This is a genomic window from Janthinobacterium lyxosi (genome assembly GCF_051380665.1).
Classification (GTDB): Bacteria; Pseudomonadota; Gammaproteobacteria; order Burkholderiales; family Burkholderiaceae_D; genus Janthinobacterium.
In genome coordinates this window covers 196,477-219,279 of the sequence record NZ_JBNYXM010000008.1, presented here as the reverse complement: position 1 = coordinate 219,279, position 22,803 = coordinate 196,477, and the positions used below count along the sequence as shown (strand labels likewise).

Below are 22,803 nucleotides of genomic sequence, written 5' to 3'. Positions count from 1 at the left end.
TTCAGGCTGGCAGCGGCTGGACATACTCATCGGGTTGCCAGTACAGCTGGCCATCGCGCTCGCTCACGGGAATCGGGCGCAAGCGACCGCCCTTGCAGGGTCCACCCGCGCACAGGCCGCTCTCCGGCACATAGATGGCGCCATGCGTCGAACACATCAGGTACAAGCCACTGGACTCGAAAAACTCGCCCTCGGCCCAGTCCAGTTCGATCGGCACGTGGGCGCAGCGGTTCAGGTAGCCATACGCCTTGCCGCCGTGGCGCACGACAAAGCCGGTGGTCGCTTCGCCACCGGCAGAGACGGGAAAGCGCATGCCCTTGCCACCATCGGCCACCGCATCGGCGGCACAAATGAATACGTCGACAACATCGCTCATCATGCGTGCTCGCTCAGCCATTGGTGCAGGTCGGCCACCGTGGCGGCCGAATACAAGGGATTGCAAGCCTGCAATTGCTCCACAGGATGCGCCCCATACTCTACGGCAATACCGGCCGCGCCCGCATTGCTTGCCATCAACAAATCATGACTGGTATCGCCGATCATCACGGTGCGGCGCATGTCCTGCCCCAGTTCGCGCGTCAGCTCCTGCAGCATGGCCGGATGGGGCTTGGAAAACGTTTCATCGGCGCAGCGCGTCGCATCGAACAGCGACAGCAACTTGACGGCATTCAAGGAACGGTTCAGGCCGACACGGCTTTTGCCCGTGGCGACGGCCAGAAAGTACGCTTGCTGCGAGAGTTCCTGCAGCATTTCTTGCACGCCGGGAAACAGGGTCAACTCATGGTCACGCGACAGATAGTGATAACGGTAGCGCTCGGCCATGCGTGCATGGTATTTCGGCTCGACATCGGGCATCACCAGCTGCATCGCTTCCTGCAAGCCCAGGCCGATCACATGCGAGGCCAGCAACTCGGTGGGAATTGGCAAGCCCAGGTCTTTGGCCGACGCCTGGATGCACTTGACGATGGTCGAGGTACTATCTATCAGCGTACCGTCCCAATCGAAGACGATCAGATCAAATTGCTTTCTTGCCATGTTTCCCGACGGCAAAGCCGCCGGCTCCTTGAGAATGAATGATGGCGACTGACTACCTTGTGAGTAGTGTCGCGCGCACGCGGTGGATAGCTATCGTGCAGCAACGGCCAATGGTTTGCCCAAGCTTACCAAGAAACGCTCGCATTCGGCAGCCAGCGGCGCGTTCAGGGTCAGACTCTTGCCTGTCTCCGGATGCGTAAACGTGATCTGGTGCGCGTGCAGGAACATGCGCTTCAGGGCGCCGCGCGTGCTATCGGCTTTCAAGAGGGCACGGTTGAGAGCAAAGTCGCCATATTTATCGTCGCCGGCGATGGGGAAACCGGAGGAGGACAGGTGCACGCGGATCTGGTGCGTGCGTCCCGTCTTCAATTCCGCTTCCAGCAAGGCGAAGTTGTGATATTTATGCAACAGTGAAAACACCGTGTGCGACGCCAGGCCATCGGCCTGCACGGCCACCCGGCGCTCGCCTTCGGCCGTCGTATATTTATGCAGCGGCAGCTTGATATGCTGGCGCGCATTCTTCCAGTCGCCCGCCACCAGCACCAGGTAGCGCTTGTCGGTGACGCCGTCGCGCATCTGCTCGTGCAAATTCGTCAATGCGGTACGTTTCTTTGCCAGCAACAACAAGCCGGACGTGTCGCGGTCCAGGCGGTGCACCAGTTCCAGGAACTTGGCGTCGGGGCGCGAAGCGCGCAATTGCTCGATCACGCCGAACGAGACGCCCGAGCCGCCATGCACGGCCACGCCGGCCGGCTTGTCGATGACGAGCAGCTGCGCATCTTCAAAGATGATCTTGAATTCGGCGGCCGGCGCGCCCGTGGGCGCCTTTTCGGCCACGCGCACGGGTGGAATGCGCACCACGTCGCCGGCGGCGAGACGGTACAGCTGATCGATACGGCCTTTATTAACCCGCACTTCTCCCGATCGCAAGATCCGGTAGATGTGGCTTTTAGGCACTCCCTTGCACACTCTTAATAAGTAGTTGTCGATGCGCTGGCCTGCTTCTTCCTCGGCGATCGTTACAAATTGGGCTTGCGGCTGAAGCGGGGGTGTTGAAGGGGGAACAACATCTTTTTGACTCTTCATTTACTATGTCTTCCCAGAAATCTCTCTAAGTCCTTCATTTTGAATATATAATTGTTTTTGCTGCGGCCCTGGCTGCTGCGAGTGTAAGAATAAAAGCACATTTTACACAGGGGCGTCTCCACCGGCCTCGCCAAATTGCAAATTCGGTGGAAAAAAATGTATATGCACCATCCCTGCGCGAATCAAGGTTGCACCGTAGTTGTAATCGGATAACGCGTGGAGATGCTGAAGTGAGTGTGGGATTATAAGGATAAGTACCCGTTAGCGCGACTTATCGAGTCGGGCTCGCGGGTTGATGAAGTTGATAACGCTTGCCGTTTTCGCCAAACCCCGTATGCGGCCACCTGAGGTTGTCGATGAATAGGCTGAGGCCAAGCCTCGCCATCGCGATCCCTGTAATGAGCCGGCTGACGATTTGGCTCTGAATTTGCTGACCACTTGCATTCTCTGCCCCCCGATGTAGTTCATTCTCGTTCGGGCTGTTTCAGATGAGTTGCAGGTGTCCTGTGCACTCGGCATGACGATCGACCTCACCGCGCCTGTTGCGGCCGTAACGTATACCTCGTACGCGTTGTTGCTCCGCACGCTAAGGCATTTCCCCCGCCAACACTCCCGTTCTCGCATATATCCCTGTACTTCGCCGCTTCCCCGGAAGCGGCTTTGAGATGGCCTACGGGCCGCGGAGTTATAAAAATGAAACGCATGTTGTTTAATGCCACGCAGCAAGAAGAACTGCGCGTAGCGATTGTCGACGGACAAAAACTGATCGACATCGATATCGAGACAGCCGGGCGCGAACAGCGCAAATCCAACATCTACAAGGGCGTGATCACGCGCATCGAGCCATCGCTCGAAGCGTGCTTCGTCAGCTATGGCGAAGACCGCCACGGCTTCCTGCCTTTCAAGGAAGTTGCCCGCACGTATTTCCGCGAAGGCGTCGATGTGCGTAACGCTTCCGTCAAGGAGGCGCTGCGCGAAGGCCAGGAAATCATGGTGCAAGTGGAAAAGGAAGAGCGCGGCAACAAGGGCGCTGCCCTGACCTCGTTCGTCTCGCTGGCCGGCCGTTACCTGGTATTGATGCCGAACAACCCGCGCGGCGGTGGCGTATCGCGCCGCGTGGAAGGTGAAGAGCGCCAGGAATTGCGCGAAACCATGGATAAACTGGACTTGCCAGCTGGCATGTCCGTCATTGCCCGCACCGCCGGCATCGGCCGCAACGTCGATGAACTGCAGTGGGACTTGAATTACCTGATGCAACTGTGGCGCGCCATCGAAGGCGCCGGCAAGTCGGCCAACGGCGCCTTCCTGATCTACCAGGAATCCTCGCTCGTCATCCGCGCCATCCGCGACTACTTCCAGCCCGACATCGGCGAGATCCTGATCGACACCGACGAGATCTACGACCAGGCGCACCAGTTCATGAGCCACGTGATGCCCGACATGGTGCACCGCGTAAAACGCTACAGCGACGACGTGCCGCTGTTCTCGCGCTTCCAGATCGAACACCAGATCGAAACGGCCTACAGCCGCACCGTGCCGCTACCATCGGGCGGCGCCATCGTGATCGACCATACCGAAGCGCTGGTCTCCGTCGACGTCAACTCGGCCCGCGCCACGCGCGGCGCCGACATCGAGACGACCGCCTTCAACACCAACTGCGAAGCGGCCGAAGAAGTGGCCCGCCAGCTGCGCCTGCGCGACTTGGGTGGCTTGATCGTCATCGACTTCATCGACATGGAAGTGGCAAAAAATCAGCGCGAAGTGGAACAGCGCTTGAAAGATGCGCTGCATCATGACCGTGCCCGTGTACAAATGGGCAAGATTTCCCGCTTCGGCCTGATGGAACTGTCGCGCCAGCGCCTGCGTCCTTCGCTGTCCGAAGGCTCGCACGTGACGTGCCCGCGCTGCTCCGGCACGGGACACATCCGCGATACCGAATCGTCCGCCCTGCAGGTGCTGCGCATCATCCAGGAAGAGGCGATGAAGGAAAACTCGGCCACCATCCACGTGCAAGTGCCCGTCGATGTGGGTGCCTTCCTGCTGAACGAAAAGCGCGGCGAAGTGCTCAAAATCGAAAACCGCCACCGCATCGCCGTGATCCTGATCCCGAACAAGCATCTGGAAACGCCGCACTACAAGCTGGAACGCATCAAGCACGACGATCCGCGTCTGGAAGACAGCCAGGCCAGCTACAACCTGGCGGAAAGCGCTGAAACCGACATGGCTTACAGCAAGCGCCAGAAGGAAGAAGCCAAGCCGCGCCAGGAAGCCGTCGTCAAGACGATCACCCCCGACCAGCCGGCACCGCTGGTCGAGCGCAAGCCCGTCGAAGCCAAGGCTGCCCCGGTGGCCGCACCTGCCGCGCCACAAGGCCTTATCGCCAAGATCATCAGCTTCTTCACCGGCGCCCCGGCCCCGGTGGCAGCAGCCCCCGCCCCTGTTGCACCGGCCAAACCGGCCGGCACCGACCGTGGCGACCGCAACAGCCGTGGCCCGCGTGGCCGTGGCCGCAACGGCAAGCCTGGCCGCGAAGAACGCGAACCGGGCCAGGGCCGTCCAGCCCAGGACGACGCAGCCAAGGAAGCTGAAGCACTGGAAAAGGCAGCCCGTCCGCCACGCCCTCCGCGTCCGCCACGCGAACCGCGTGAAGCCGGCGATGCAACGGCGGCACCACGCGAACGCGGTGAACGTCCTGAGCGCGCCGAGCGTCCGGAACGCGCAGAGCGTCCTGAGCGCGCGGAACGTCCGCCACGCCAGCCACGCGAAGGACGCGAACCACGCGCCGACAAGGCTGTTGTTGCTGAAGTGAAAGCTGAAGAATTGGCCCTGGTTGGCGCCACCGCCAGCGCCGTCAACGTGGTCGTGCCATCGGCAGGTCCGGACGCTGATGCCGCACCAACGAGCTTGCTGAAAGCACCGGTAAATGCCGGTCCTGAAGGCGAAGAGACGGAAATCGACGTGGATGGCGAAGAACCGCGCCGCCGCCGTCGTCGTGGTGGCCGCAACCGCAACCGCCGCGACCGCGAAACGGGCGAGCTGATCGAATCGGCAAATGGCGAGAACGAAGGCCAGGACGCGCCGGCAATCAGCTTTACGGTCGCTCCGGCGCCGGAAGCTGTAGCTGATGCGGCTCCAGTAGCCGTCGTGGCTGCCGTCGCTGCCGCGCCAGTGGAAGCTGCAGTCGTGGAAGTGGTCGAAGTGGTTGAAGTGGCCAAGGTCGTGGACATCGCCAAGGTCGAAGAAGCCGCTCCTGCCGCAGAAGCCGCACCAGTTGCTGAAGTGATCGTGCCGGCAGCCCCTGTCGAAGCGGCTGCAGCGCAAGCTGAACCAGCCGCTGCCGAACCGGCACCAGCTGCCGAGTACAGCTTTGTCGAGAAAGCGGACGCTGCACCAGCGCCTGCGCCAGTTGCAGCGGAAATCATCGTCGAAGCCGTGCCTGTCGTGGAAGCTGCACCGCTGGTGGAAGCCATCGCCGTGATCGAAGAAGCACCAACGCCAGTAGCTGAAGCAGCGCCTGCCGTGGTGGAAGCCGCTCCGGTGGTGGTTGCTCCTGCTCCTGCTCCTGCTCCTGCTCCTGCTCCTGCGCCTGTCGTTGCTCCAGTACCGGCTTCCGCACCGGCTCCAGCGCCGGTGCCCGCGCCGCTGGACTTGAGCGCAGTGCTCGGTTCGGCTGGCCTGACCCTGGCTGCCACCGATCCGGAAAAACTGCGCCTGGCGCAGGAAGCGGCGGCCAAGGCCGTGGCCCCGGTACGCAAGCCGCGCGAACGCAAGCCATTGCCGCCGCAATCGGATGAGCCGTTGATCCAGGTCAACACGCAACGTCCATAAGCGCGCCGGGTTCGCCCAGCCGCCAACGATGAAAGGGGAAGCTCAGGCTTCCCCTTTTTTATGTCCCAACCCTTTGCCAGCCCTCCGCCCGCCATGCACGAGAATGCCAACCTCCCCCGTCCCGCCCCCGTCAGCCTGCGCGGCGCCTTCTGGTATTGGCTCAAGCTGGGCTGCGTCAGCTTTGGCGGCCCGGCCGGGCAAATCGCCATGATGCATGCGGAACTGGTGGAAAAGCGGCGCTGGATTTCTGAGCAGCGCTTCCTGCACGCCCTCAATTACTGCATGCTGCTGCCGGGGCCGGAAGCGACCCAGCTGGCCATCTACATCGGCTGGCTGATGCATCGCACGCGCGGCGCCCTGGTGGCGGGCTTGCTGTTCCTGCTGCCCTCGCTGCTGGTGCTGATCGTCCTGTCCTGGCTCTACATGGCGTATGGCCACATGGGCGCCATCGCCGCCATCCTGTACGGCATCAAGCCGGCCGTCGTCGCCATCGTGCTGGCGGCCGCCTGGCGCCTGGGCCGGCGCACCTTGCGCAGCCCCGCCCTGATCGCCATCGCGGCGGGCGCATTTGGTGCCATCGCCGCGCTACAGCTGCCATTTCCACTGATCGTGCTCGCCGCCGCCCTGCTGGGCATGGCGGGCGGCCGCTGGCTGCCGGCCCACTTCCATGCCGGCGGCACGCCGCATGGCGGCGCCGCCCACTACGGCGCCGCCCTGATTGATGACGACACGCCCACGCCAGATCACGCGCGTTTCCACTGGCCGCGCCTGCTGGCCACCTGCGCGCTGGGCCTGGTGCTGGCCTTCCTCGCCTGGCTGGGCCTGGCGCTGGCGGGCGGCGCGGACCGGCCGCTGGCGCAGATGGGCGTGTTTTTCAGCAAGGCGGCCCTGCTCACGTTCGGCGGCGCGTATGCCGTGCTGCCCTACCTGGTGCAGGGCGCCGTCGACCACTACCACTGGATCAGCAGCGCGCAGATGATGGATGGCCTGGCGCTGGGCGAAACCACGCCCGGCCCCCTGATCATGATCGTCGCCTTCATCGGTTTTGTGGGCGGCTGGAGCCATGCCGCCGGCATCGCTGGTGAACACCTGTGGCTGGCGGGCGTGTGCGGCGCGCTCGTCGCCAGCTGGTTCACCTTCCTGCCTTCGTTCATCTTCATCCTGGCCGGCGCGCCTCTGGTGGAAGCATCGCGCGGCAACTTGCGCCTGAGCGCGCCCCTGACGGCCATCTCGGCGGCCGTGGTGGGCGTCATCGCCAGCCTGGCCCTGTTCTTTGGCCGCCATGTCTTCTGGCAAGCAAACCCGCTGCCGCACTGGGACTGGCTGGCCATCGCCATCGCGCTGGGGGCCGGCGTGGCGCTGATCAAGTTTCAAATGGGCACCATCAAATTGCTGTTCGCCTGTGCCATCTTCGGCCTCGTGCTATCGTATCTGCCTTGACCGACTTTACGTAAGTGGCATCACCTTTCATGGCTGACAAGATTATCTACCTCGCCGAGGCCCGCAATGGGGCTTTGGTGATCCCCGCGCGGCTGGAAAGTCCCAGCGGCAACGTGGCCGACAGCCTGGGCCGGCCCCTGCACGACCTGCGCATCTCGATTACCGACCGCTGCAATTTCCGTTGCGTGTACTGCATGCCGAAGGACGTGTTCGACAAGAACCACGTGTATCTGCCACACACGGACTTGCTGTCCTTTGAAGAAATCACGCGCATCGCGCGCCTGTTCGTGGCGCACGGCGTGGAAAAGATCCGCCTGACGGGCGGCGAACCGCTGCTGCGCAAGAATATCGAAAAGCTCATCGCCATGCTGGCCGAGCTGCGCACGCCATCGGGCCAGCCGCTGGACCTGACCCTGACGACGAACGGCTCCTTGCTGGCCAGGAAGGCGCAAGCGCTGAAGGAGGCGGGCCTGAACCGTGTCACCGTCTCGCTCGATTCGCTCGACGACGCCACCTTCAAGCGCATGAACGATGTCGATTTTGCCGTGGCCGACGTGCTGCACGGCATCGATGCGGCGCACGCGGCGGGTCTGGGGCCCATCAAGATCAACATGGTCGTCAAGGCCGGCATGAACGAGCAGGAAATCGTGCCCATGGCGCGCCACTTCAAGGGCACGCCGTACATCTTGCGCTTCATCGAATACATGGACGTGGGCGCCTCGAACGGCTGGAACTTGCAGGAAGTCATCCCGTCCGCCGAAGTGGTGCGGCGCATAGCCTTGCACATGCCCTTGCTACCCATCAACCCCAACTACACGGGCGAGACGGCGGCGCGCTGGCGCTACGCAGATGGCGGCGGCGAAATCGGCCTCATTTCCAGCGTCACGCAAGCGTTCTGCGCAGACTGCAGCCGCGCCCGCCTATCGACCGAGGGCAAGCTGTACACGTGTTTGTTCGCCAGCAGCGGCCACGACTTGCGCAGCCTGCTGCGCGGCGACCACAGCGATGCGGAAATTTCCTCGGCCGTGGCGCAGCTGTGGCGCGGCCGCAGCGACCGCTATTCGCAATTGCGCACCAGCCAGACGGATTTGACAGGCGGCGCGCTTGAGCACGGTAAAAAGAAAGTGGAAATGTCGTATATCGGCGGCTGAATCGGGCGCAGCGCACGCCCGCCGCTGCTACCATGGCGCATGCACCCACTTCCTACCTGACATGATCAACACACACGACATTACCGGCCTGATCCTGGCCGGCGGCCTCGGCATGCGCATGGGCCAGCGCGACAAGGGCATGCTGCCCCTGCATGGCCAGCCCCTGGCCCGCCACGTGCTGCAGCGCCTGGCGCCGCAAGTGGGCCAGCTGGCCATCAGTGTCCACGCAGAGGCCGGCGACTACGCGCACTTCGGCCTGCCCGTGTGGCCTGACGTACTGCCGGGCCAGCTGGGTCCGCTGGCCGGCTTGCACAGCGGCATGCAGCACGCCAGCACGCCATATCTGCTGACTGTGCCGTGCGACTCGCCCCTGCTGCCGCCCGACCTGGCCACGCGCCTGGCGGCCGGTTTGATGCAGGACAATGCCGACCTGGCCATCGCCGTCACCGAAGAGACCGACCCGGCGACGGGATCGACGGTGCGCCGCCCCCACCCCGTCTTTTGCCTGGTAAAAACCTCGGCCTTGCCCCAGCTCGATGCGTATCTGCGCAGTGGAGAGCGCCGCATGCGCACTTGGCACGGTCCCTTGAAACTGGCCGAAGTGCTCTTCGAGAACAATAGCGCATTTGGCAACATCAATACCCCGGACCAGCTGGCCGCCCTGCAGGTGCAGGGCCTGTCCGTGCCGATGGCGCAAGCGATCCTGGCCGACAGCGTGGCGCCCGTCGCCGAGAGCGAGGAACTGCCGCTGCCGCAAGCGTTCGAGCGCATCCTGGCGGCCGACATCATCTCGCCCATCAGCGTGCCCGCGCACGACAATTCCGCCATGGATGGCTATGCCCTGCATGGTGCCGACCTCGGTGGCGGCACGCCCGTGACCCTGGCCGTGGTCGACACCATCCTGGCGGGCCGTCCCGGCACGGTCACCGTGCGGCGCGGGCAATGCGCGCGCATCATGACGGGCGCCGTCATGCCGGACGGCTGCGACAGCGTGGTGCCGCAGGAACTGGTGAGCCAGGTTAGCGAACACCGCATCACTTTGGCGCCGGATTGCATCCGCCCCGGCGACAACCGCCGCTTCAAGGGCGAAGACTTGATGCAGGACCAGCCTGCCCTGCTGCAGGGCAAGCGCCTGGGACCGGCCGAACTGGGGTTACTCGCCTCGCTGGGCATCGCCACGGTGCCCGTGCGCCGGCGCCTGCGCGTGGCCTTCTTTTCCACCGGCGAGGAATTGCGCTCGATCGGCGAGCCACTAGCCGCAGGCTGCATCTACGACAGCAACCGCTACACCCTGCTGGGCATGTTGACGCGCCTGGGCTGCGAGGTGCTCGACATGGGCATCGTCAAGGACCAGCCGCAAGCGCTGGAAGCGGCCCTGCGCGGCGCCTGCGCCAAGGCCGACGTCATCATCACCTCGGGCGGCGTCTCCAGCGGCGCGGCCGATTTTACGCGCGACATCCTGGCACGCCTGGGTGAAGTGGCTTTCTGGCAGATCAACATGCGCCCGGGCCGCCCCATGGCCTTTGGCCAGATTTCCAGCGAGGGCGACACGGCCTTGCTGCTGGGCCTGCCCGGCAACCCGGTGGCCGTGATGGCGGCGTTTTATTTCCTCGCGCGCCCGACCTTGCTGCGCCTGATGGGCGCCGATGCGGACACGGCCTGCCTGCCCCTGCTGCAAGTGGCGGCGCAAGCACCGATCCGCAAGAAGCGGGGCCGCACGGAATACCAGCGCGGCATCGTCGAGCGCGGCGCGGACGGCCGCCAGCACGTGCGCGTGACGGGTGCGCAAGGCTCCGGCATCCTGCGCTCGATGACGCAAGCCAATTGCATGATCGTGCTGCATGAAGCACAAGGCCACGTGGCAGCCGGCGACCTGGTCGATATCGTGCTGTTCCATGGACTAATATGAAACTGATACTGGCACTGGCCCTGCTACAGGGCATGGCGGCGTACGCCGGCGAAGTCCACAGCAATGGCTACACGGTGCGCTTCGACGAGCGCATCGAGGATGCAAAGGGGGACTTGCACGGCGAAACCGTGGGCAGCATCCGCCTCGTGCGCACCAGCGACCAGGCGCTCGTGTGGCAGGAAAACACGCCCTTGCGGCCCGACTGCGGCGACGTTGCCGCCGTCACCGCCATCAACGATAGCTTCGTGGCCCTGTGCGGCCACCTGGGCGGGCGCCATTACACGCAGAAGATCATCTTAATGCAAGGCAACTCACCAGCCATGGTGAGCGTGGACCAGTACGACTCGCCCAGTCCCGTACGCGTCGAGCGCAACGGATCGCTGGCCATCGACGTCCTGCGGCGCGACCTGTTCCCCGACGAGCTGACGGGCTCCCATTACTTTCCCACTGTTTACCGCTTGCACCGCGATGACGCCACGTTCGGCTTCATCCCCAGCTTTGATGGCGATGCCGCCGAGCGCTACTGGCAGCATTACCGCGCCACGCGCCAGGTGGCGCCGGCGGCGGTCGTGCTGCCGGAACTGCTGGCCTCCCTGCTGGCGGCCCAGGCTGGCAAGCAATCCATCTGTGCAGAGCTTGACACGCTCACCGCAGATTTGCAGCAGGGGCGACAGTACGATACGCAAGGCGCGCGCACCTTGATGCGCAAGTGGCTGCACAAGCTGCCCGCCATCGGCTATCCCGCCTTCGATACGCAAGCCTGCCCGGGCCGCATTTAACACGCGTTCCTTACCTTAGCGCCGCCTGCTGGCGGCGCATCCTTCAAAACCCCACTGCCCTCACCACCGGCCCGCCCTGCGCGGGCCGCGAGCATTGCCCCTTCGCAATCAATTTCCCCTGCACTGCTACCGTTCAGCTATCAAGATAAAAATATTAATTATTTCTTTAAATAAAATATTAATAAACACAACAATAATTGTAATTATTTTATTTATTTGTTGATACTACAGTTTCTTTGGTGATAACATCTTAATTCACACAAAAATATAATTTTGATATTGTTTTCACGAGGAAACTACCAATGAAACACAGCTCATGGATCGCGGGCGCCAGCATGCTGGGAGCGGCTTGCCTGCTTGGCATGTTGTCCTTGGCGCCGCTGCCGGCTTATGCCAAAGGGGCCCCTCGGGCCGCCGTGCTGGAACACTGCAGCTGGAACCGTCCCGGTGCCGACCCGTTCATGGGCGATGTGGTGGCTGCCGTGGACAGGTACCCGGACATCGCGCCGCAGGTGCGCGAAGAATTGAAGGCGCGCATGCGCGCGCGCCAGTACGATGAAATCGTCGTGATCAGCCGCGACGCCATCCGTGGCAAAGGCAATTACCAGGCGCGCATCAGCGACATGCATTTCGGGCCGGGCCGCGTTTGCCGCAATGTGACGCGTTCAGGCTGGAGCGAACAGATGCAGGAACGGGGGCTCGTGTACTGCGTGCAGGGACAATGCATCCTCGTGCCGACGATCTGCCGCAATGTCAGCCGCATCACGCAGGCGCCCGCATCGGCGCCGCCGGCAGCAGGCGGTGCAGCTCCCGGCGGTGGCGCGCCCGTTGCCGCCGTGCCCGCCGCCCCGGAAGCGGCAGGCGTGCCCCTGATCGATAATCCCGACGCCTTGCGCGGCGGTTCTTTCACGGGTGGCGCCATGCCGGCCGAGGTGGCCAGCATTCCTTTCCTGCCCTTCGATTATGTGCGTACCGTCGGCGGCATCACACCACCGGCCGGCATGGGCGGCGGCGGCGGAGGTGGCGGCGGTGGCCGGCCGCCAGACCAGGGCAGCAGCATCATCGTGCCGCCCACCGTGATCCTGCCGACGCTGCCGCCCACCGGCCCGAATGTCTTGCCGGCCGTGCCCGAGCCGCAAACCTGGGCCATGCTGCTGGCAGGACTGGCCCTGATCGTCTATGCCGCGCTGCGCCGCCGGCAAGCGCCGGCGGCCTGAACGACAATCCTACTCGCCCTCGCCGGGCAAGCCGGCATCTGCCGTTCCCAGCAGCAAGGCGGCCGCCTCGCCCGGCAAGGCTTCCACGGATTTCAATTTGCGCGCCATCTGCCGGCTGCGCACTTCCGCGCTTTCGATATTCTTCGCCGCCTTTTCCAGGGTCAGCCGGGTTTGCGACAGCACGTCGCCGAACTTGCCAAACTCCGTCTTGACGGCGCCCAGCACCTGCCATACTTCCGACGAGCGCTTTTCCAGCGCCAGGGTGCGGAAACCCATCTGCAGGCTGTTGAGCAAGGCCGTCAGGGTGGATGGCCCGGCGATGCTGACGCGATGCACGCGCTGCAATTCGTCGGCCAGTCCCGGGCGGCGCAGCACTTCCGCATACAGCCCCTCGGTGGGCAGGAACAAAATGGCGAAATCCGTGGTCTGCGGCGGCGCCAGGTATTTCTCGGCGATGGTTTTCGCCTCGCCCCGCACGGCACGCTCCAGCTCGCGGCCGGCCAGGGCCACGCCATCCGCATCGGCCCGCTCGGCCGCTTCGACCAGGCGTTCGTACTGTTCCTTGGGAAACTTTGCATCGATGGGCATCCACACGGGCGGCCCGCCATCGCTCAAGCCCGGCAGTTTCAGGGCAAATTCCACGCGCGCGCCGCTGCCCGGCACGGTTTCCACGTTCTTTGCATACTGGTCGACAGTGAGTACCTGCTCCAGCAGCATTTCCAGCTGCACCTCGCCCCAGGTGCCGCGCGTCTTCACATTAGTAAGCACCCGCTTCAGGTCGCCCACGCCCAGCGCCAGCTGCTGCATTTCACCGAGGCCCTGGTGGACTTTTTCCAGCCGCTCCGACACTTGCTGGAACGAGGCGGAAAGCCGCGTTTCCAGAGTCGCGTGCAGTTTTTCATCGACCGTCTTGCGCATCTCTTCCAGGCGCGCGCCATTGTCAGCCTGCAAGTCGCGGATCTTGTTCTCCAAGGTGGCACGCACTTCCAGCATGCGCTGCGCATTCGATTCTGTCAGCTGGGCCAGGGTTTGATTCGTGCTGTCGGCAAAGCGCGCCAGGCTTTGCGCCTGCTCTTCGCGCCCGACTTTCCCCTGCGCCTGCATTTGCGTGCGCAGGCTGTCGAGCTGTTGCAGGGTTGCCGCCTGGAATTGCGCCAGGCCGGCGGCCAGATCCTGCCGCGTCGCCTGCGCCGACGCCTGCAACTGCAGCCGCACTTCGCGTTCGACGCGGTCGATGCGTTCCAGGCTTTGCTGCTGGTGCTGCTGCACCAGCGCCAGCGTGGTGGCGCCATCGCCGGCAACGCCACGCGGACGCAGCAGGATCAGGATCAATAGGACGATGGCGAAGCCGACGGCGCCCAGCAGGCTGTAAAACTCGATTGGGCTCATGGGATCAGTCAGGTTTGTTGCGCATCCAGTCGGCTGTCTGATAGAACGATTCCATCAGGCGCACGCGCAGGGACTCTTCGATGCCCGTGTCTTCCATGGCCCAGGCCATGGCGCGCAACCACTGGTCGCGCTCGCTGGTGCCGATGGCGTAGGGCAAGTGGCGCGCGCGCAGGCGCGGGTGGCCGAATTTCTCGATATACAAATCCGGCCCACCCATCCATCCCGTCAGGAAGAAATACAGCTTGTCGCGCGAGCCATCCGTGGATGGCGGATGCATGACGCGGATGCCGGCGAACTCGGGCTCAAGTTCCATCAGATCATAAAAGCGGTCGACCATTTCACGCAGCACGGGGGCGCCGCCGATGGTCTCGTACAAGGTGGGGGCAGTGGTATCAGTCATGGCCGCCATGATAGCGCAAGCGTCGGCGCCCCACGCAGCCGCGTGGCTTACGATGCCACAATAAATGGCAATATACTTGACTGATCAAGCTTATATCAACTACTATGCAATTTTTCAAACACGGACAAAACGACCATGCCAAGCGCTATAGACTCTCCGTTGCTGCGCAATAGCAACTTCCGCTGGCTGCTGGGCGGCGGCCTGGTGTCCATGCTGGGCGACCAGTTCAGCATGCTGGCCCTGCCCTGGCTGGTGCTGAGCCTGACCGGCGATAGCTTCAGCCTGGGCATCGCCGTGGCACTGATGGGCGCCCCGCGCGCCGTGCTTATCTTGTTGGGCGGCACCGTTGCCGACCGCTATACGCCCCGACGCGTGATGCTACTGAGCAAATATGCGAACGCCGCCATCCTGCTGTTGCTGTCAGCACTGCTGTTGCTAGACCACGCCAGCCTGGCGCTGGCGTATGCGGCCGCGTTGGCGCTGGGGATCGCGACCGCCTTCGCCATCCCGGCAGGCACGGCCATCCTGCCACAGGCCGTGCCGCTGCAATCGTTGCAAAAAGCCAATGGCTTGCAGATGGGCGCGCGCCAGTTGTCCTTGCTGGCAGGCCCCCTGCTGGCGGCGCTGGTACTCGGCGCTCACGATGGCGCGCAGCAAACCCCCATGGCAGCGCTGGCCGCCGCCTTTGCCATCGATGCGCTGACGTTTCTGTTCTCCGCCTGGACCTTGCGGCAAGTCAGCCTGCGGCCACTGGCAGCCGCCGCCGCGGCGCAAGGCATGTGGCGCTACACGGCGGCGGGCCTGGCCATGGTGTGGCGCGACATTCCCTTGCGCAGCTGCTATGCCTACTGGGCGGTGGTGGCGTTCTTCGTCATGGGACCGCTGCAGGTGGCCTTGCCCGTGCTGGCCAGCGAACGCCTGCACGGTGCCGCGGCGCTGGGACTGCTGATGGGCGCGCACGGCGCCGGCACCCTGGCCGGCATGCTGGCATCAAGCCTGGGCGGCGCCTGGCTGCGCCGGCGTTTCGGCGCCACCTTGCTGCTCGTCGACGCCATCGTGGGTTGCCTGTTGATGACGCTGGGACAAATCAGCGCAGCCTGGCAAGGCGCAGCCTTGCTGGCCGTCACAGGCATGCTGGGCGGCTACTTGCAGGTGGCCATCTTTACGTGGATACAGCGGCGCGTGGCGCCCGCCATGCTGGGCCGGGCCATGGCCCTGTTCATGGGCATCTTCCTGGGCCTGGCGCCCCTGTCGGCGGCGGCCACGGGAGCGCTGCTACGCCACCTGAGCGTGGGTGAGCTGTTCTGCGGCGGCGGCGCCCTGCTGCTGGCGGCCGCCGTGGCGGCGGCCCTCTTCACCGCCATCCCGCGCATCGCCGGACCAGCAACGATTTGAACAAACGATGGGAGAAATAAAACATGGACAAGACACGACAGGCAACCTTGAAAGCACACTACCGGCAACAACCGCCGCCGCTGGGCATCATTGCCCTGCGGCACCTGCCCAGCGGACGGACCTTGCTCGAATGCAGCCGTAACGCACCCGGCATGCTGAACCGGCACCGCTTCGAACTGAACCTGGGCCAGCACCGCAATGCCCTGCTGCAGGCTGACTGGCGGCGCGACGGCGCGGCGGCCTTTTCCTGCGAGATCATCGACACCGTCAGGCTGCCCGACGACCCCGCCTTCGATGCGGACGCCGAGCTGTGTGCCCTGCTGGCCCTGCGCCGCGCACAGTGGCTGGAACAGGGGCAGCCACTGTATTGAGCAGTATTGCTTTACACTTGCGCACTCAAGCACTTCGCAGCGACTAAAATGGCAGCCATGAACGATCACACTCCCCCGTCGCCGGACAGCGATGGCGCGCTGGACTTTTGCCTGCGCCTGGCGCGCGCCCAGGCACTCATCGTGCGCCGCTTCGACAGCGCCCTGGGTAATGTGCATGGTCTGAGCTTCAGCGACTATCAATTGCTGTATCAGCTGCAGCGCGCACCCGGTGCGCGCCTGCGCCGCATCGACCTGGCCGAACGCCTGGCGTTGACGGCCTCGGGCGTCACGCGCTCCCTGATGCCGCTGGAAAAAATCGGCCTGGTGGTGCGCCAGGCCGATGTGCGCGACGCGCGCGTCGGCTATGCCGTGCTGACTGCCGCCGGCCAGGAATTGCTGGAACATGCCAGCACCACCGCGCATGCGGTGGGCCGCGAATTGCTGCAGGACGCACCGGCAGAGCAGCTGGGAGCGCTATCCACCATCCTGGGCAGGCTGGCCGGCTGACGCTGCCAAGCGGCTGGCGCCGGCCAGCCTGCCGGCCCTACACGAGCGCCAGCTTGCGCACGCGCCGCGTCGACGGCCAATGTTCCATGCCCACTTCGGCGCGCACCGCCGCGCAGGCGGCCAGCAGCCTGGCGATGGCCGTCTCGTCGAGTCCCGCGTTGAGGGTCAGTCGCACGAGGGCGCGGTTCTTCGCCGTTGCCGGGGCACAGAACATGGCGCCGTAAATGCCTTGCCGCTCCAGCGCCTGGCGCAGGGCCAGGGTGGCCGGTTCGCCACCCGCTTCCAGCGCCACGATCTGCTCCGTACCGTCGCTGACGTTGTAGCCGAGCGCGCTCAAGCCCTCGCGCACCTGCAGCGTGTGGCGCCGCAAAATGGCGCGGCGCGCGTCGGCGGCCATGATGAAATCGAGCGCCGCGTCCAGCCATGCCAGCTCGTGGGCCAGCAGGCAGGAGCTGAAGATGGCAGGGCGCGATTCGGACAAGAAATACCCCTTGAAGCGGCTGGAACAACTGATGAAACCGGCACGTCCCGCGAAGGCCTTGGCCAGCGATGCCGTGCGGAAATGCACGCGGTGGCCCAAGCCCCAGGCTTCCACCAGGCCCGCGCCTTGCGGGCCATGCGTGCCCAGCGAGTGGGACTCGTCGACCACCACCACGCAGTCGCTGCGCTCGGCAATGTCCAGCAGTTCCAGCAGCGGCGCCAGGCTGCCGTTGGTACTGTACAGGGCATCGACGACGATCACGCCGCGGCCATGTTTTTCCACTTGCCGCCGCAGGTGGACCATGTCGTTGTGCAAGAAAGCGACGGCCTGGGCCTGCGCCGACAGCACGCCTTCCCACAGCGAGGCGTGGGCCTGCATGTCCAGGTAGACGGGGATGCCGGGGCCGGCGATACACTGCAGCAAGCCGACATTGGCCGCCATGCCGGACTGCGCCAGGATGCCGTCCTCGCAGCCCATGAAGCGGGCCAGCCGGCTTTCCAGCCGGTGCTGTTCGCTGCCTTCCTGCAAGTACACGGCCGACATCAGCATGCCGCCCGCATTCGCCTGCAGGGAAGCCACCTGGGCCGCCACCAGCGCCGGCTCGGCGGCGATGGAAAGATAGTCATTGCCCGCCAGAAAAATGGCATGGGCGGGTGTCGGTTGCCAGGCATGGGGATGCTGGCCGCCCAGCAGTTTTTCAATGCGCGTGATGTGATGCGCATCCATGCGCCGCACGATGTAGTCGGGCAGGCAGTGTTCGGCGCGGTCGAAGGATGGGGCGTGCAGGCTGATAGTGATGGTCATGGTTTTCTCCTGGGGGAAAGGTTTGCTACGGATTAAAGCCTTCACCGTGTTGCCAACCCATCCATTGACGTATATCAATGTCCGGCGAGATAACCGTACAACCAAGAAAAATTACGCGATGATAATGTTCTGAAGAGGATCAAGGCAGAGTCATGACGCAGCAATGGCAAGGAGGATGGACACACTGGCGCAGACGCCTGCTCCATTCGCTGCTACATGAACGCGTGCCGCATGAAAACCTGGCCAGCCGCGTCGCCATGCTGGCCGCCGTGGGCACGGTGGCAATGCCGCTGTACTACCTGCTGTGGCATTTTTTTTTCCCACAAGCCTATGAAAACCTGATCCTTCGCCTGACGGGCGTGGGCATCTGCGTGGCCGGCCTGTTTGCGCGCCGCTTCTCGGTCCGCTGGCTGTCGCGCTACCTGCTGTTCGCGCTCAGCTACATCCTGCCCTTCTTCTTTACCTTCATGTTTCTGATGAATCATGCCTCGTCCATCTGGAGCCAATCGCTGCTGATCGGCCTGGTGGTGCTGTTTCATTTCGAAACGGGACTGGCCTGCCGCGCCTACCTGATCGGTACGGGCGCCGCCTGCCTGGCCGTCATCCTGCAAGGAGAAGGCGCCTACCTGCTGCAGCGTGAAGTGCTGCAGCAATTGCCCGTGCATTGGTTCACCATCGCCGCGCTGTCCGTGGTGAAAGTGGGCAGCAAGGTGCTGGAACGGGAACGGCTGGCGGGCATGGCGGCCGGGCTCGGTTCCGTGGCGCACGAACTGCGCACGCCGCTGACCAGCGTGGAAGCGAATGTGCGGGGCATGCGCCGGCTGCTGCCGCAGCTGGCTGGCCAGGCAGACGATATGCCGCCGCTGCAGGATGCCCTGTCGCGTATCCAGTTCGAAGTGCGCCACATGCAGCACATGATCGATTTGTTCCTGATGAGCGCCAGTGCCGTGAATCGCAACCTGCAGCCCAGCCAGTCGCTCTCGATGCTGGCGATGGTAAACGCCGTGCTCAAGCGCTACCCGTTTACCGGCAAGCTGCAGCGGGCCAGCGTCACGGTGGACATGCGCGCCGACTTCCAGTTCGCAGGCCAGGACGAACTGTGCGTGGTGATCCTGCTGAACCTGCTGAGAAATGCACTGAAAGCCATCCAGCGGGCCGGCAAGGGCCGCGTGCGCATCATCATCGACGGCGCCCGCCCTGTGCCCAGGCTGCTGTTCATCGACACGGGCTGCGGCATCGCGCCGGTCCGCCTGCCGTTGATCTTCGAGCGTTTTTATTCCTATCCCGTGCATAACGGCAGCGGCATCGGCCTGGCACTGTGCCGCCAGATCATCACTGCCTGGCAGGCGCGCATCCGCTGCATATCGCGCGAGCATGCCTATGCGATCTTCATCCTGGAATTTCCCCAGTCCCTGCCTGCCCGCTTCCAACCCTCTTCTCCCGCAAGGTGACGCATGCAACTGCCCGTCTACACCCATCCGACTCTGACCGTATTGATCGACGACAGCGATTCCTTCCTGAAAAGCCTGGCGTTCCAGCTCGATCCCGGCCTGGCGCGCAAGACTTTCCACGATACCAGCAGCGCGCTGCACTGGCTGCGCCACAGCACGCAACTGGGCGAGACGCCACTGCACGTCAATTTCGACACGCAAAATCTGCCGCCCGATCAGTGCAACGTGGCGCTCGATCTCGATCGCATCTGGCGCATCAGCGGCCAGGCACAGCGCTTTGCCGTGCCCTCCGTGCTGGTGGTCGATTATTCGATGCCGCAAATGAATGGCCTGGAATTCTGCCAGGCGGTGCGCGACTTGCCGTGCAAGAAGATTTTATTTACAGGAGCGGCCGATGAAAAAGTGGCCGTGACAGCCTTCAACCGGGGCTTGATCGACCGCTACATCAAGAAGAGCGACGACGATGCGCTCGATATCCTGGAACAGGAAGTCCATGCCCTGCAACGCGAATTCTTCCTGCAGCAGTCGGACACCGTGCGCGACTTGCTGATGCTGCACGACTACAATTTCCTGCAAGACGAGGCCTTGGCCATGGTGGTGCACGAGCTGTGCCAGCGCCATGGCTTTGTCGAATACTATATCTTTCCAAATCCCAGCGGCATCCTGTTCTTCACGCGCGATGGCCACGCCAAGCTGATGATCATCGAGACGGAACGCAGCCTGCACACGCAGTACGAAATGGCACGCGACAGCGACGCACCGGAGTCCTTGCTGCTGGCCCTGCTGGAAATGCGCGTGATCCCGTACTTTTCCGACGCCGACAGCGACGGCATGTATGCGGCGCACATCGGCGAAAACTGGTTCCGCTACTGCGCCGCGCCCACCATCTGCCTGGGCCGCGTGACGTATTTCTGGGCCCTGTTCGACGTGCCGCCGCACCTGCTGGGGCAGCCGGTTATGTCCTACGCGCAATTTTTACGCGCACAGACAGGCGACAGCGCCTAGCTTTCCCGTAGTGTTTGCAGCGGCGGATGTTTCAATACATTGCGCAAGCCCAGCCAGCCGCCGGCGATCGCGCACAGGGCGCCGGCCAGTAAACCAAAGGCCCATACGCCCGGTGCGAAGCTCCAGGCAAACTTGAACTGGTACGTGGCCAGGGCCCAGCCCATGGCGGCCGCGCCCGTGGCCGCCAGCAAGCCGGCCAGCGCGCCCACGAGCGAGAATTCGATCAGCTGCGCCTGCGCCAGCTGGCGCCGCGTGGCGCCCAGCGCGCGCAGCAGTCCCGCTTCGCGCGTGCGCTCGTCCTGCGAGCCCATCAAGGCCGCATACAGTACCAGCAAGCCCGACGCCAGGGTAAAGGCGAACAGGAATTCGACGGCCGTCACCACCTGGTCCAGCACGCCCTGGATTTGCTTGAGCACGCCGCCCACGTCCACCACCGTCAGGTTCGGATAGTCGCGCAGCAAGGCGTTGCCCAGCTCCGCCTGCGCGGGTGGGAGGTGAAATGCCGTGATCCACGTCTGCGGCGTGTCCGCCATGGCGGCCGGATTGATGATGACAAAGAAATTGACGCGCATCGAGCCCCATTCCAGCTTGCGCAAGCTGGTGATGGCCGCCTCGACAGGTTGGCCGGCGATGTCGAAGCGCAGCTTGTCGCCCAGTTTCAATTTCAAGGTCTTGGCGATGCCCTCTTCCACCGAGGCTTCGGCCGGCGCGCCCGCGGCATTGCCGAACCACTTGCCGGCGACAAGCTTGTTTTCTTCCTGCATGGTGGCCATCGTCGACAGGTTGAATTCACGGTCGGCCAGGCCCTTGGCGCGGTCATCCTCGTAGGTGGTTTCCGTGATGGCCTTGCCGTTCACGGCCACCAGGCGCCCGCGTATCATCGGATACAAGGGCGCGTTGACCACGCCGGCCTGCGCCAGGCGCGCGGCGATCGGGTCTTTTTGCTCGGGCAGGATATTGATCATGAAGCGGTTCGGCGCGTCCGGCGGCGTGGCATTGCGCCAGGCCACCATCAAGTCGCCGCGCACCACCGTCAGTAGCAGCAAGGCCATCAGGCCCAGGGCCAGCGACACCACCTGGATGACGGTGGCGCCCGGGCGGCGCTGCAAGGACGTGACGGCGAAGCGCCAGCCCTGGTGCTTAAAAACGCCGCGCAGGGTTTTCAGCGACTTGATGCCCAGCCAGCCGGCCAGGCCGAACAGGGCGAAGCCGCCCAGGAAACCGGCCGCCGTCAGCAGCGCCAGTTTCACGTCGCCCGCCTGCCACAAGAGCAGCACGACGAAGGCGGCGATGCCCAGGCCATACGTGGCCACGGCCAGCGCCTGCGGCGGCTCCTGTTCGCGGCGGATCACGCGGTTATGGGGGACATTGCGCAACTGCAAAATCGGCGGCAGGGCAAAACCCAGTAGTAACAGCATGCCGGTGGCCACGCCCTGCAGCGCGGGCAGCAGGGAGACGGGCGGCAAATCGCTCTGCACCAGCTTGCCCAGCAATTCCAGCAGCACTAGGTGGCCGCCAAAGCCGACGGCCACGCCCACCACGCTGCCGGCCAGGCCCACCAATAAAAACTCGATCACATACATGGCCGTGACCTGGTTTTGCGTCAGGCCCAGGCAGCGCAGCATGGCGCAGGCATCCAGGTGGCGCAGCATGAAGCGGCGCGCCGCCATGGCCACGGCGACGGCGGCCAGCATGGCCGACAGCAAGCCGACCAGCGACAGGAAGCGGTCGGCGCGGTCCAGCGTCGATTGCATCTGCGGGCTGCCCGATTCCAGCGATTCGATGCGCACGCCCTTGATGGCCTGCGTCTTGATTTGATTTTCCAGCCAGGCTTGATATTGCGCAAGCTCGGCCGCCTTGGCTGGCGGCGCCGACAGCAGCAAGCGGTACGATACGCGCGAGCCGTTCTGCACCAGCGCCGTGGCCGCCAGGTCGGACAGGGGCAGCATCACGCGCGGGGCGAAGTTCAGGAACGATGCGCCCCGGTCCGGTTCGCTGGCGATCAGTTGCGTGACCGTAAATGCCTTGTCACCCAGTGTCACGGTGTCGCCCAGCTTGGCGTTCAGGCTGGACAGAATTGCCGCATCGACCCACAGGGTGCCTGGCGCCGGCACCTGGCTGGTCGGCTGACCGACGGCATCCTGCGCCTCACTGGTGCTGGTGGTGATTTTCAGCTTGCCGCGCTGCGGGTAGCCGGGCGAGACGGCCTTGATGGATGCCAGTTGCGAGTTCGACTGCTCGCCCTCGCCCGCCTGCGCCATGCTGGGGAAGGTCACCGTGTCGGCCAGGATGAAGCCGCGCTTGGCGGCTTCGGCGCGCCAGACGGGATTGACGGGCTGGTCGGCGCTGATAACCAGGTCGGCCCCCAGCAGCTGGTGCGCGTCGCGGTTCAGGCCCGCGCGCAGGCGGTCGACGAAGAAGCCGACGGCCGACAGGGCCGCCACGGCGACGATCAGCGCGACGAGCAGGAAACGCAGTTGCCCGGCGCGCCAGTCGCGGCCGGTCATTTTCAGGGAGAGGCGTAGCATGGGCGGCGGGTCTTTATGAACGTGGAT

18 protein-coding genes are annotated in these 22,803 nt (G+C 64.2%); 11 read left to right on the top strand and 7 right to left on the bottom strand.

The genetic code is table 11. The features are described 5' to 3' along the window. Position 1: 1 nt before the first annotated feature. The 3 genes from ACQ4WP_RS10865 to ACQ4WP_RS10855 form a co-directional block, all read right to left on the bottom strand. Positions 2-379: a Rieske (2Fe-2S) protein gene (locus tag ACQ4WP_RS10865; protein WP_436520436.1), complete on the bottom strand. Its 378-nt coding sequence runs from the start codon at positions 377-379 to the stop codon at positions 2-4. Continuing rightward, positions 376-1,035: an HAD-IIIA family hydrolase gene (locus ACQ4WP_RS10860; RefSeq protein WP_096237515.1), complete on the bottom strand. Its 660-nt coding sequence runs from the start codon at positions 1,033-1,035 to the stop codon at positions 376-378. The genes ACQ4WP_RS10865 and ACQ4WP_RS10860 overlap by 4 nt, the downstream gene beginning before the upstream one ends. 90 nt (positions 1,036-1,125) lie before the next feature. Continuing rightward, positions 1,126-2,121, bottom strand: coding sequence for an RluA family pseudouridine synthase (locus ACQ4WP_RS10855; RefSeq protein WP_436520434.1), 996 nt, complete (start codon positions 2,119-2,121; stop codon positions 1,126-1,128). Between the two features lie 693 nt (positions 2,122-2,814). Here ACQ4WP_RS10855 and ACQ4WP_RS10850 point away from each other — a divergent pair. The 6 genes from ACQ4WP_RS10850 (at position 2,815) to ACQ4WP_RS10825 (ending at position 12,445) form a co-directional block, all read left to right on the top strand. Continuing rightward, positions 2,815-5,949: an Rne/Rng family ribonuclease gene (locus ACQ4WP_RS10850; RefSeq protein ID WP_436520432.1), complete on the top strand. Its 3,135-nt coding sequence runs from the start codon at positions 2,815-2,817 to the stop codon at positions 5,947-5,949. Positions 5,950-6,009: 60 nt separating this feature from the next. Next, entirely contained in the window at positions 6,010-7,389 is a 1,380-nt protein-coding gene (gene chrA, locus ACQ4WP_RS10845) for a chromate efflux transporter (protein ID WP_436520430.1), read from the top strand. Between the two features lie 29 nt (positions 7,390-7,418). Next, a complete protein-coding gene (gene moaA / locus ACQ4WP_RS10840; RefSeq protein WP_436520428.1) occupies positions 7,419-8,540 on the top strand; it encodes a GTP 3',8-cyclase MoaA in 1,122 nt (373 codons plus the stop codon). 61 nt (positions 8,541-8,601) lie between these two features. Then, positions 8,602-10,449: a molybdopterin molybdotransferase MoeA gene (gene moeA, locus ACQ4WP_RS10835; RefSeq protein ID WP_436520426.1), complete on the top strand. Its 1,848-nt coding sequence runs from the start codon at positions 8,602-8,604 to the stop codon at positions 10,447-10,449. Continuing rightward, on the top strand, positions 10,446-11,228 hold the full coding sequence (locus ACQ4WP_RS10830) for a hypothetical protein (protein ID WP_436520424.1): 783 nt from the start codon (positions 10,446-10,448) through the stop codon (positions 11,226-11,228). The genes moeA and ACQ4WP_RS10830 overlap by 4 nt, the downstream gene beginning before the upstream one ends. A gap of 302 nt (positions 11,229-11,530) precedes the next feature. Then, on the top strand, positions 11,531-12,445 hold the full coding sequence (locus ACQ4WP_RS10825) for an MHFG family PEP-CTERM protein (RefSeq protein WP_436520422.1): 915 nt from the start codon (positions 11,531-11,533) through the stop codon (positions 12,443-12,445). A gap of 9 nt (positions 12,446-12,454) precedes the next feature. Here the strand turns inward: ACQ4WP_RS10825 and ACQ4WP_RS10820 are convergent, their stop codons facing one another. Together ACQ4WP_RS10820 and ACQ4WP_RS10815 are read right to left on the bottom strand one after the other, a co-directional pair. After that, complete coding sequence (locus ACQ4WP_RS10820; RefSeq protein WP_436520420.1) at positions 12,455-13,834, bottom strand: DNA recombination protein RmuC; 1,380 nt, start codon at positions 13,832-13,834, stop codon at positions 12,455-12,457. Positions 13,835-13,838: 4 nt separating this feature from the next. Continuing rightward, on the bottom strand, positions 13,839-14,234 hold the full coding sequence (locus ACQ4WP_RS10815) for a group II truncated hemoglobin (protein ID WP_034754244.1): 396 nt from the start codon (positions 14,232-14,234) through the stop codon (positions 13,839-13,841). Between the two features lie 135 nt (positions 14,235-14,369). Between ACQ4WP_RS10815 and ACQ4WP_RS10810 the strand changes: the two genes are divergently transcribed. The 3 genes from ACQ4WP_RS10810 to ACQ4WP_RS10800 are packed head-to-tail and all read left to right on the top strand — an operon-like array spanning position 14,370 to position 16,507. Then, positions 14,370-15,629, top strand: coding sequence for an MFS transporter (locus ACQ4WP_RS10810; RefSeq protein ID WP_436520418.1), 1,260 nt, complete (start codon positions 14,370-14,372; stop codon positions 15,627-15,629). 23 nt (positions 15,630-15,652) lie between these two features. Continuing rightward, positions 15,653-16,000 (top strand): GIY-YIG nuclease family protein, encoded by a 348-nt coding sequence (locus tag ACQ4WP_RS10805; protein WP_436520416.1) that lies wholly within the window; start codon positions 15,653-15,655, stop codon positions 15,998-16,000. Positions 16,001-16,057: 57 nt separating this feature from the next. Further along, positions 16,058-16,507: a MarR family winged helix-turn-helix transcriptional regulator gene (locus ACQ4WP_RS10800; RefSeq protein ID WP_436520414.1), complete on the top strand. Its 450-nt coding sequence runs from the start codon at positions 16,058-16,060 to the stop codon at positions 16,505-16,507. Between the two features lie 37 nt (positions 16,508-16,544). Here the strand turns inward: ACQ4WP_RS10800 and cqsA are convergent, their stop codons facing one another. Beyond that, the gene (cqsA, locus tag ACQ4WP_RS10795) at positions 16,545-17,792 is read right to left on the bottom strand and encodes an alpha-hydroxyketone-type quorum-sensing autoinducer synthase (protein WP_436520412.1); all 1,248 of its coding nucleotides are present in this window, start codon (positions 17,790-17,792) and stop codon (positions 16,545-16,547) included. Positions 17,793-18,016: 224 nt separating this feature from the next. Between cqsA and ACQ4WP_RS10790 the strand changes: the two genes are divergently transcribed. After that, complete coding sequence (locus tag ACQ4WP_RS10790) at positions 18,017-19,243, top strand: sensor histidine kinase (RefSeq protein ID WP_436520410.1); 1,227 nt, start codon at positions 18,017-18,019, stop codon at positions 19,241-19,243. A gap of 3 nt (positions 19,244-19,246) precedes the next feature. After that, on the top strand, positions 19,247-20,248 hold the full coding sequence (locus ACQ4WP_RS10785) for a response regulator (RefSeq protein WP_436520408.1): 1,002 nt from the start codon (positions 19,247-19,249) through the stop codon (positions 20,246-20,248). On the opposite strand, the gene ACQ4WP_RS10780 is transcribed toward ACQ4WP_RS10785, so the two are convergent. Next, entirely contained in the window at positions 20,245-22,776 is a 2,532-nt protein-coding gene (locus tag ACQ4WP_RS10780; RefSeq protein ID WP_436520406.1) for an ABC transporter permease, read from the bottom strand. The two genes, ACQ4WP_RS10785 and ACQ4WP_RS10780, sit on opposite strands and share 4 nt — an antisense overlap. Positions 22,777-22,803 lie beyond the last annotated feature (27 nt).

Excerpts from the sequence above, each read along its gene's own strand:
- ACQ4WP_RS10865 (WP_436520436.1), bottom strand. The coding sequence starts at position 379 with ATGATGAGCGATGTTGTCGACGTATTCATTTGTGCCGCCGATGCGGTG.
- ACQ4WP_RS10860 (WP_096237515.1), bottom strand. The coding sequence starts at position 1,035 with ATGGCAAGAAAGCAATTTGATCTGATCGTCTTCGATTGGGACGGTACG.
- moaA (WP_436520428.1), top strand. The coding sequence starts at position 7,419 with ATGGCTGACAAGATTATCTACCTCGCCGAGGCCCGCAATGGGGCTTTG.
- ACQ4WP_RS10830 (WP_436520424.1), top strand. The coding sequence starts at position 10,446 with ATGAAACTGATACTGGCACTGGCCCTGCTACAGGGCATGGCGGCGTAC.
- ACQ4WP_RS10855 (WP_436520434.1), bottom strand. The coding sequence starts at position 2,121 with ATGAAGAGTCAAAAAGATGTTGTTCCCCCTTCAACACCCCCGCTTCAG.
- moeA (WP_436520426.1), top strand. The coding sequence starts at position 8,602 with ATGATCAACACACACGACATTACCGGCCTGATCCTGGCCGGCGGCCTC.
- ACQ4WP_RS10825 (WP_436520422.1), top strand. The coding sequence starts at position 11,531 with ATGAAACACAGCTCATGGATCGCGGGCGCCAGCATGCTGGGAGCGGCT.
- ACQ4WP_RS10785 (WP_436520408.1), top strand. The coding sequence starts at position 19,247 with ATGCAACTGCCCGTCTACACCCATCCGACTCTGACCGTATTGATCGAC.
- ACQ4WP_RS10800 (WP_436520414.1), top strand. The coding sequence starts at position 16,058 with ATGAACGATCACACTCCCCCGTCGCCGGACAGCGATGGCGCGCTGGAC.
- cqsA (WP_436520412.1), bottom strand. The coding sequence starts at position 17,792 with ATGACCATCACTATCAGCCTGCACGCCCCATCCTTCGACCGCGCCGAA.
- ACQ4WP_RS10850 (WP_436520432.1), top strand. The coding sequence starts at position 2,815 with ATGAAACGCATGTTGTTTAATGCCACGCAGCAAGAAGAACTGCGCGTA.
- ACQ4WP_RS10810 (WP_436520418.1), top strand. The coding sequence starts at position 14,370 with ATGCCAAGCGCTATAGACTCTCCGTTGCTGCGCAATAGCAACTTCCGC.
- ACQ4WP_RS10780 (WP_436520406.1), bottom strand. The coding sequence starts at position 22,776 with ATGCTACGCCTCTCCCTGAAAATGACCGGCCGCGACTGGCGCGCCGGG.
- ACQ4WP_RS10820 (WP_436520420.1), bottom strand. The coding sequence starts at position 13,834 with ATGAGCCCAATCGAGTTTTACAGCCTGCTGGGCGCCGTCGGCTTCGCC.
- ACQ4WP_RS10805 (WP_436520416.1), top strand. The coding sequence starts at position 15,653 with ATGGACAAGACACGACAGGCAACCTTGAAAGCACACTACCGGCAACAA.
- ACQ4WP_RS10815 (WP_034754244.1), bottom strand. The coding sequence starts at position 14,234 with ATGACTGATACCACTGCCCCCACCTTGTACGAGACCATCGGCGGCGCC.
- chrA (WP_436520430.1), top strand. The coding sequence starts at position 6,010 with ATGTCCCAACCCTTTGCCAGCCCTCCGCCCGCCATGCACGAGAATGCC.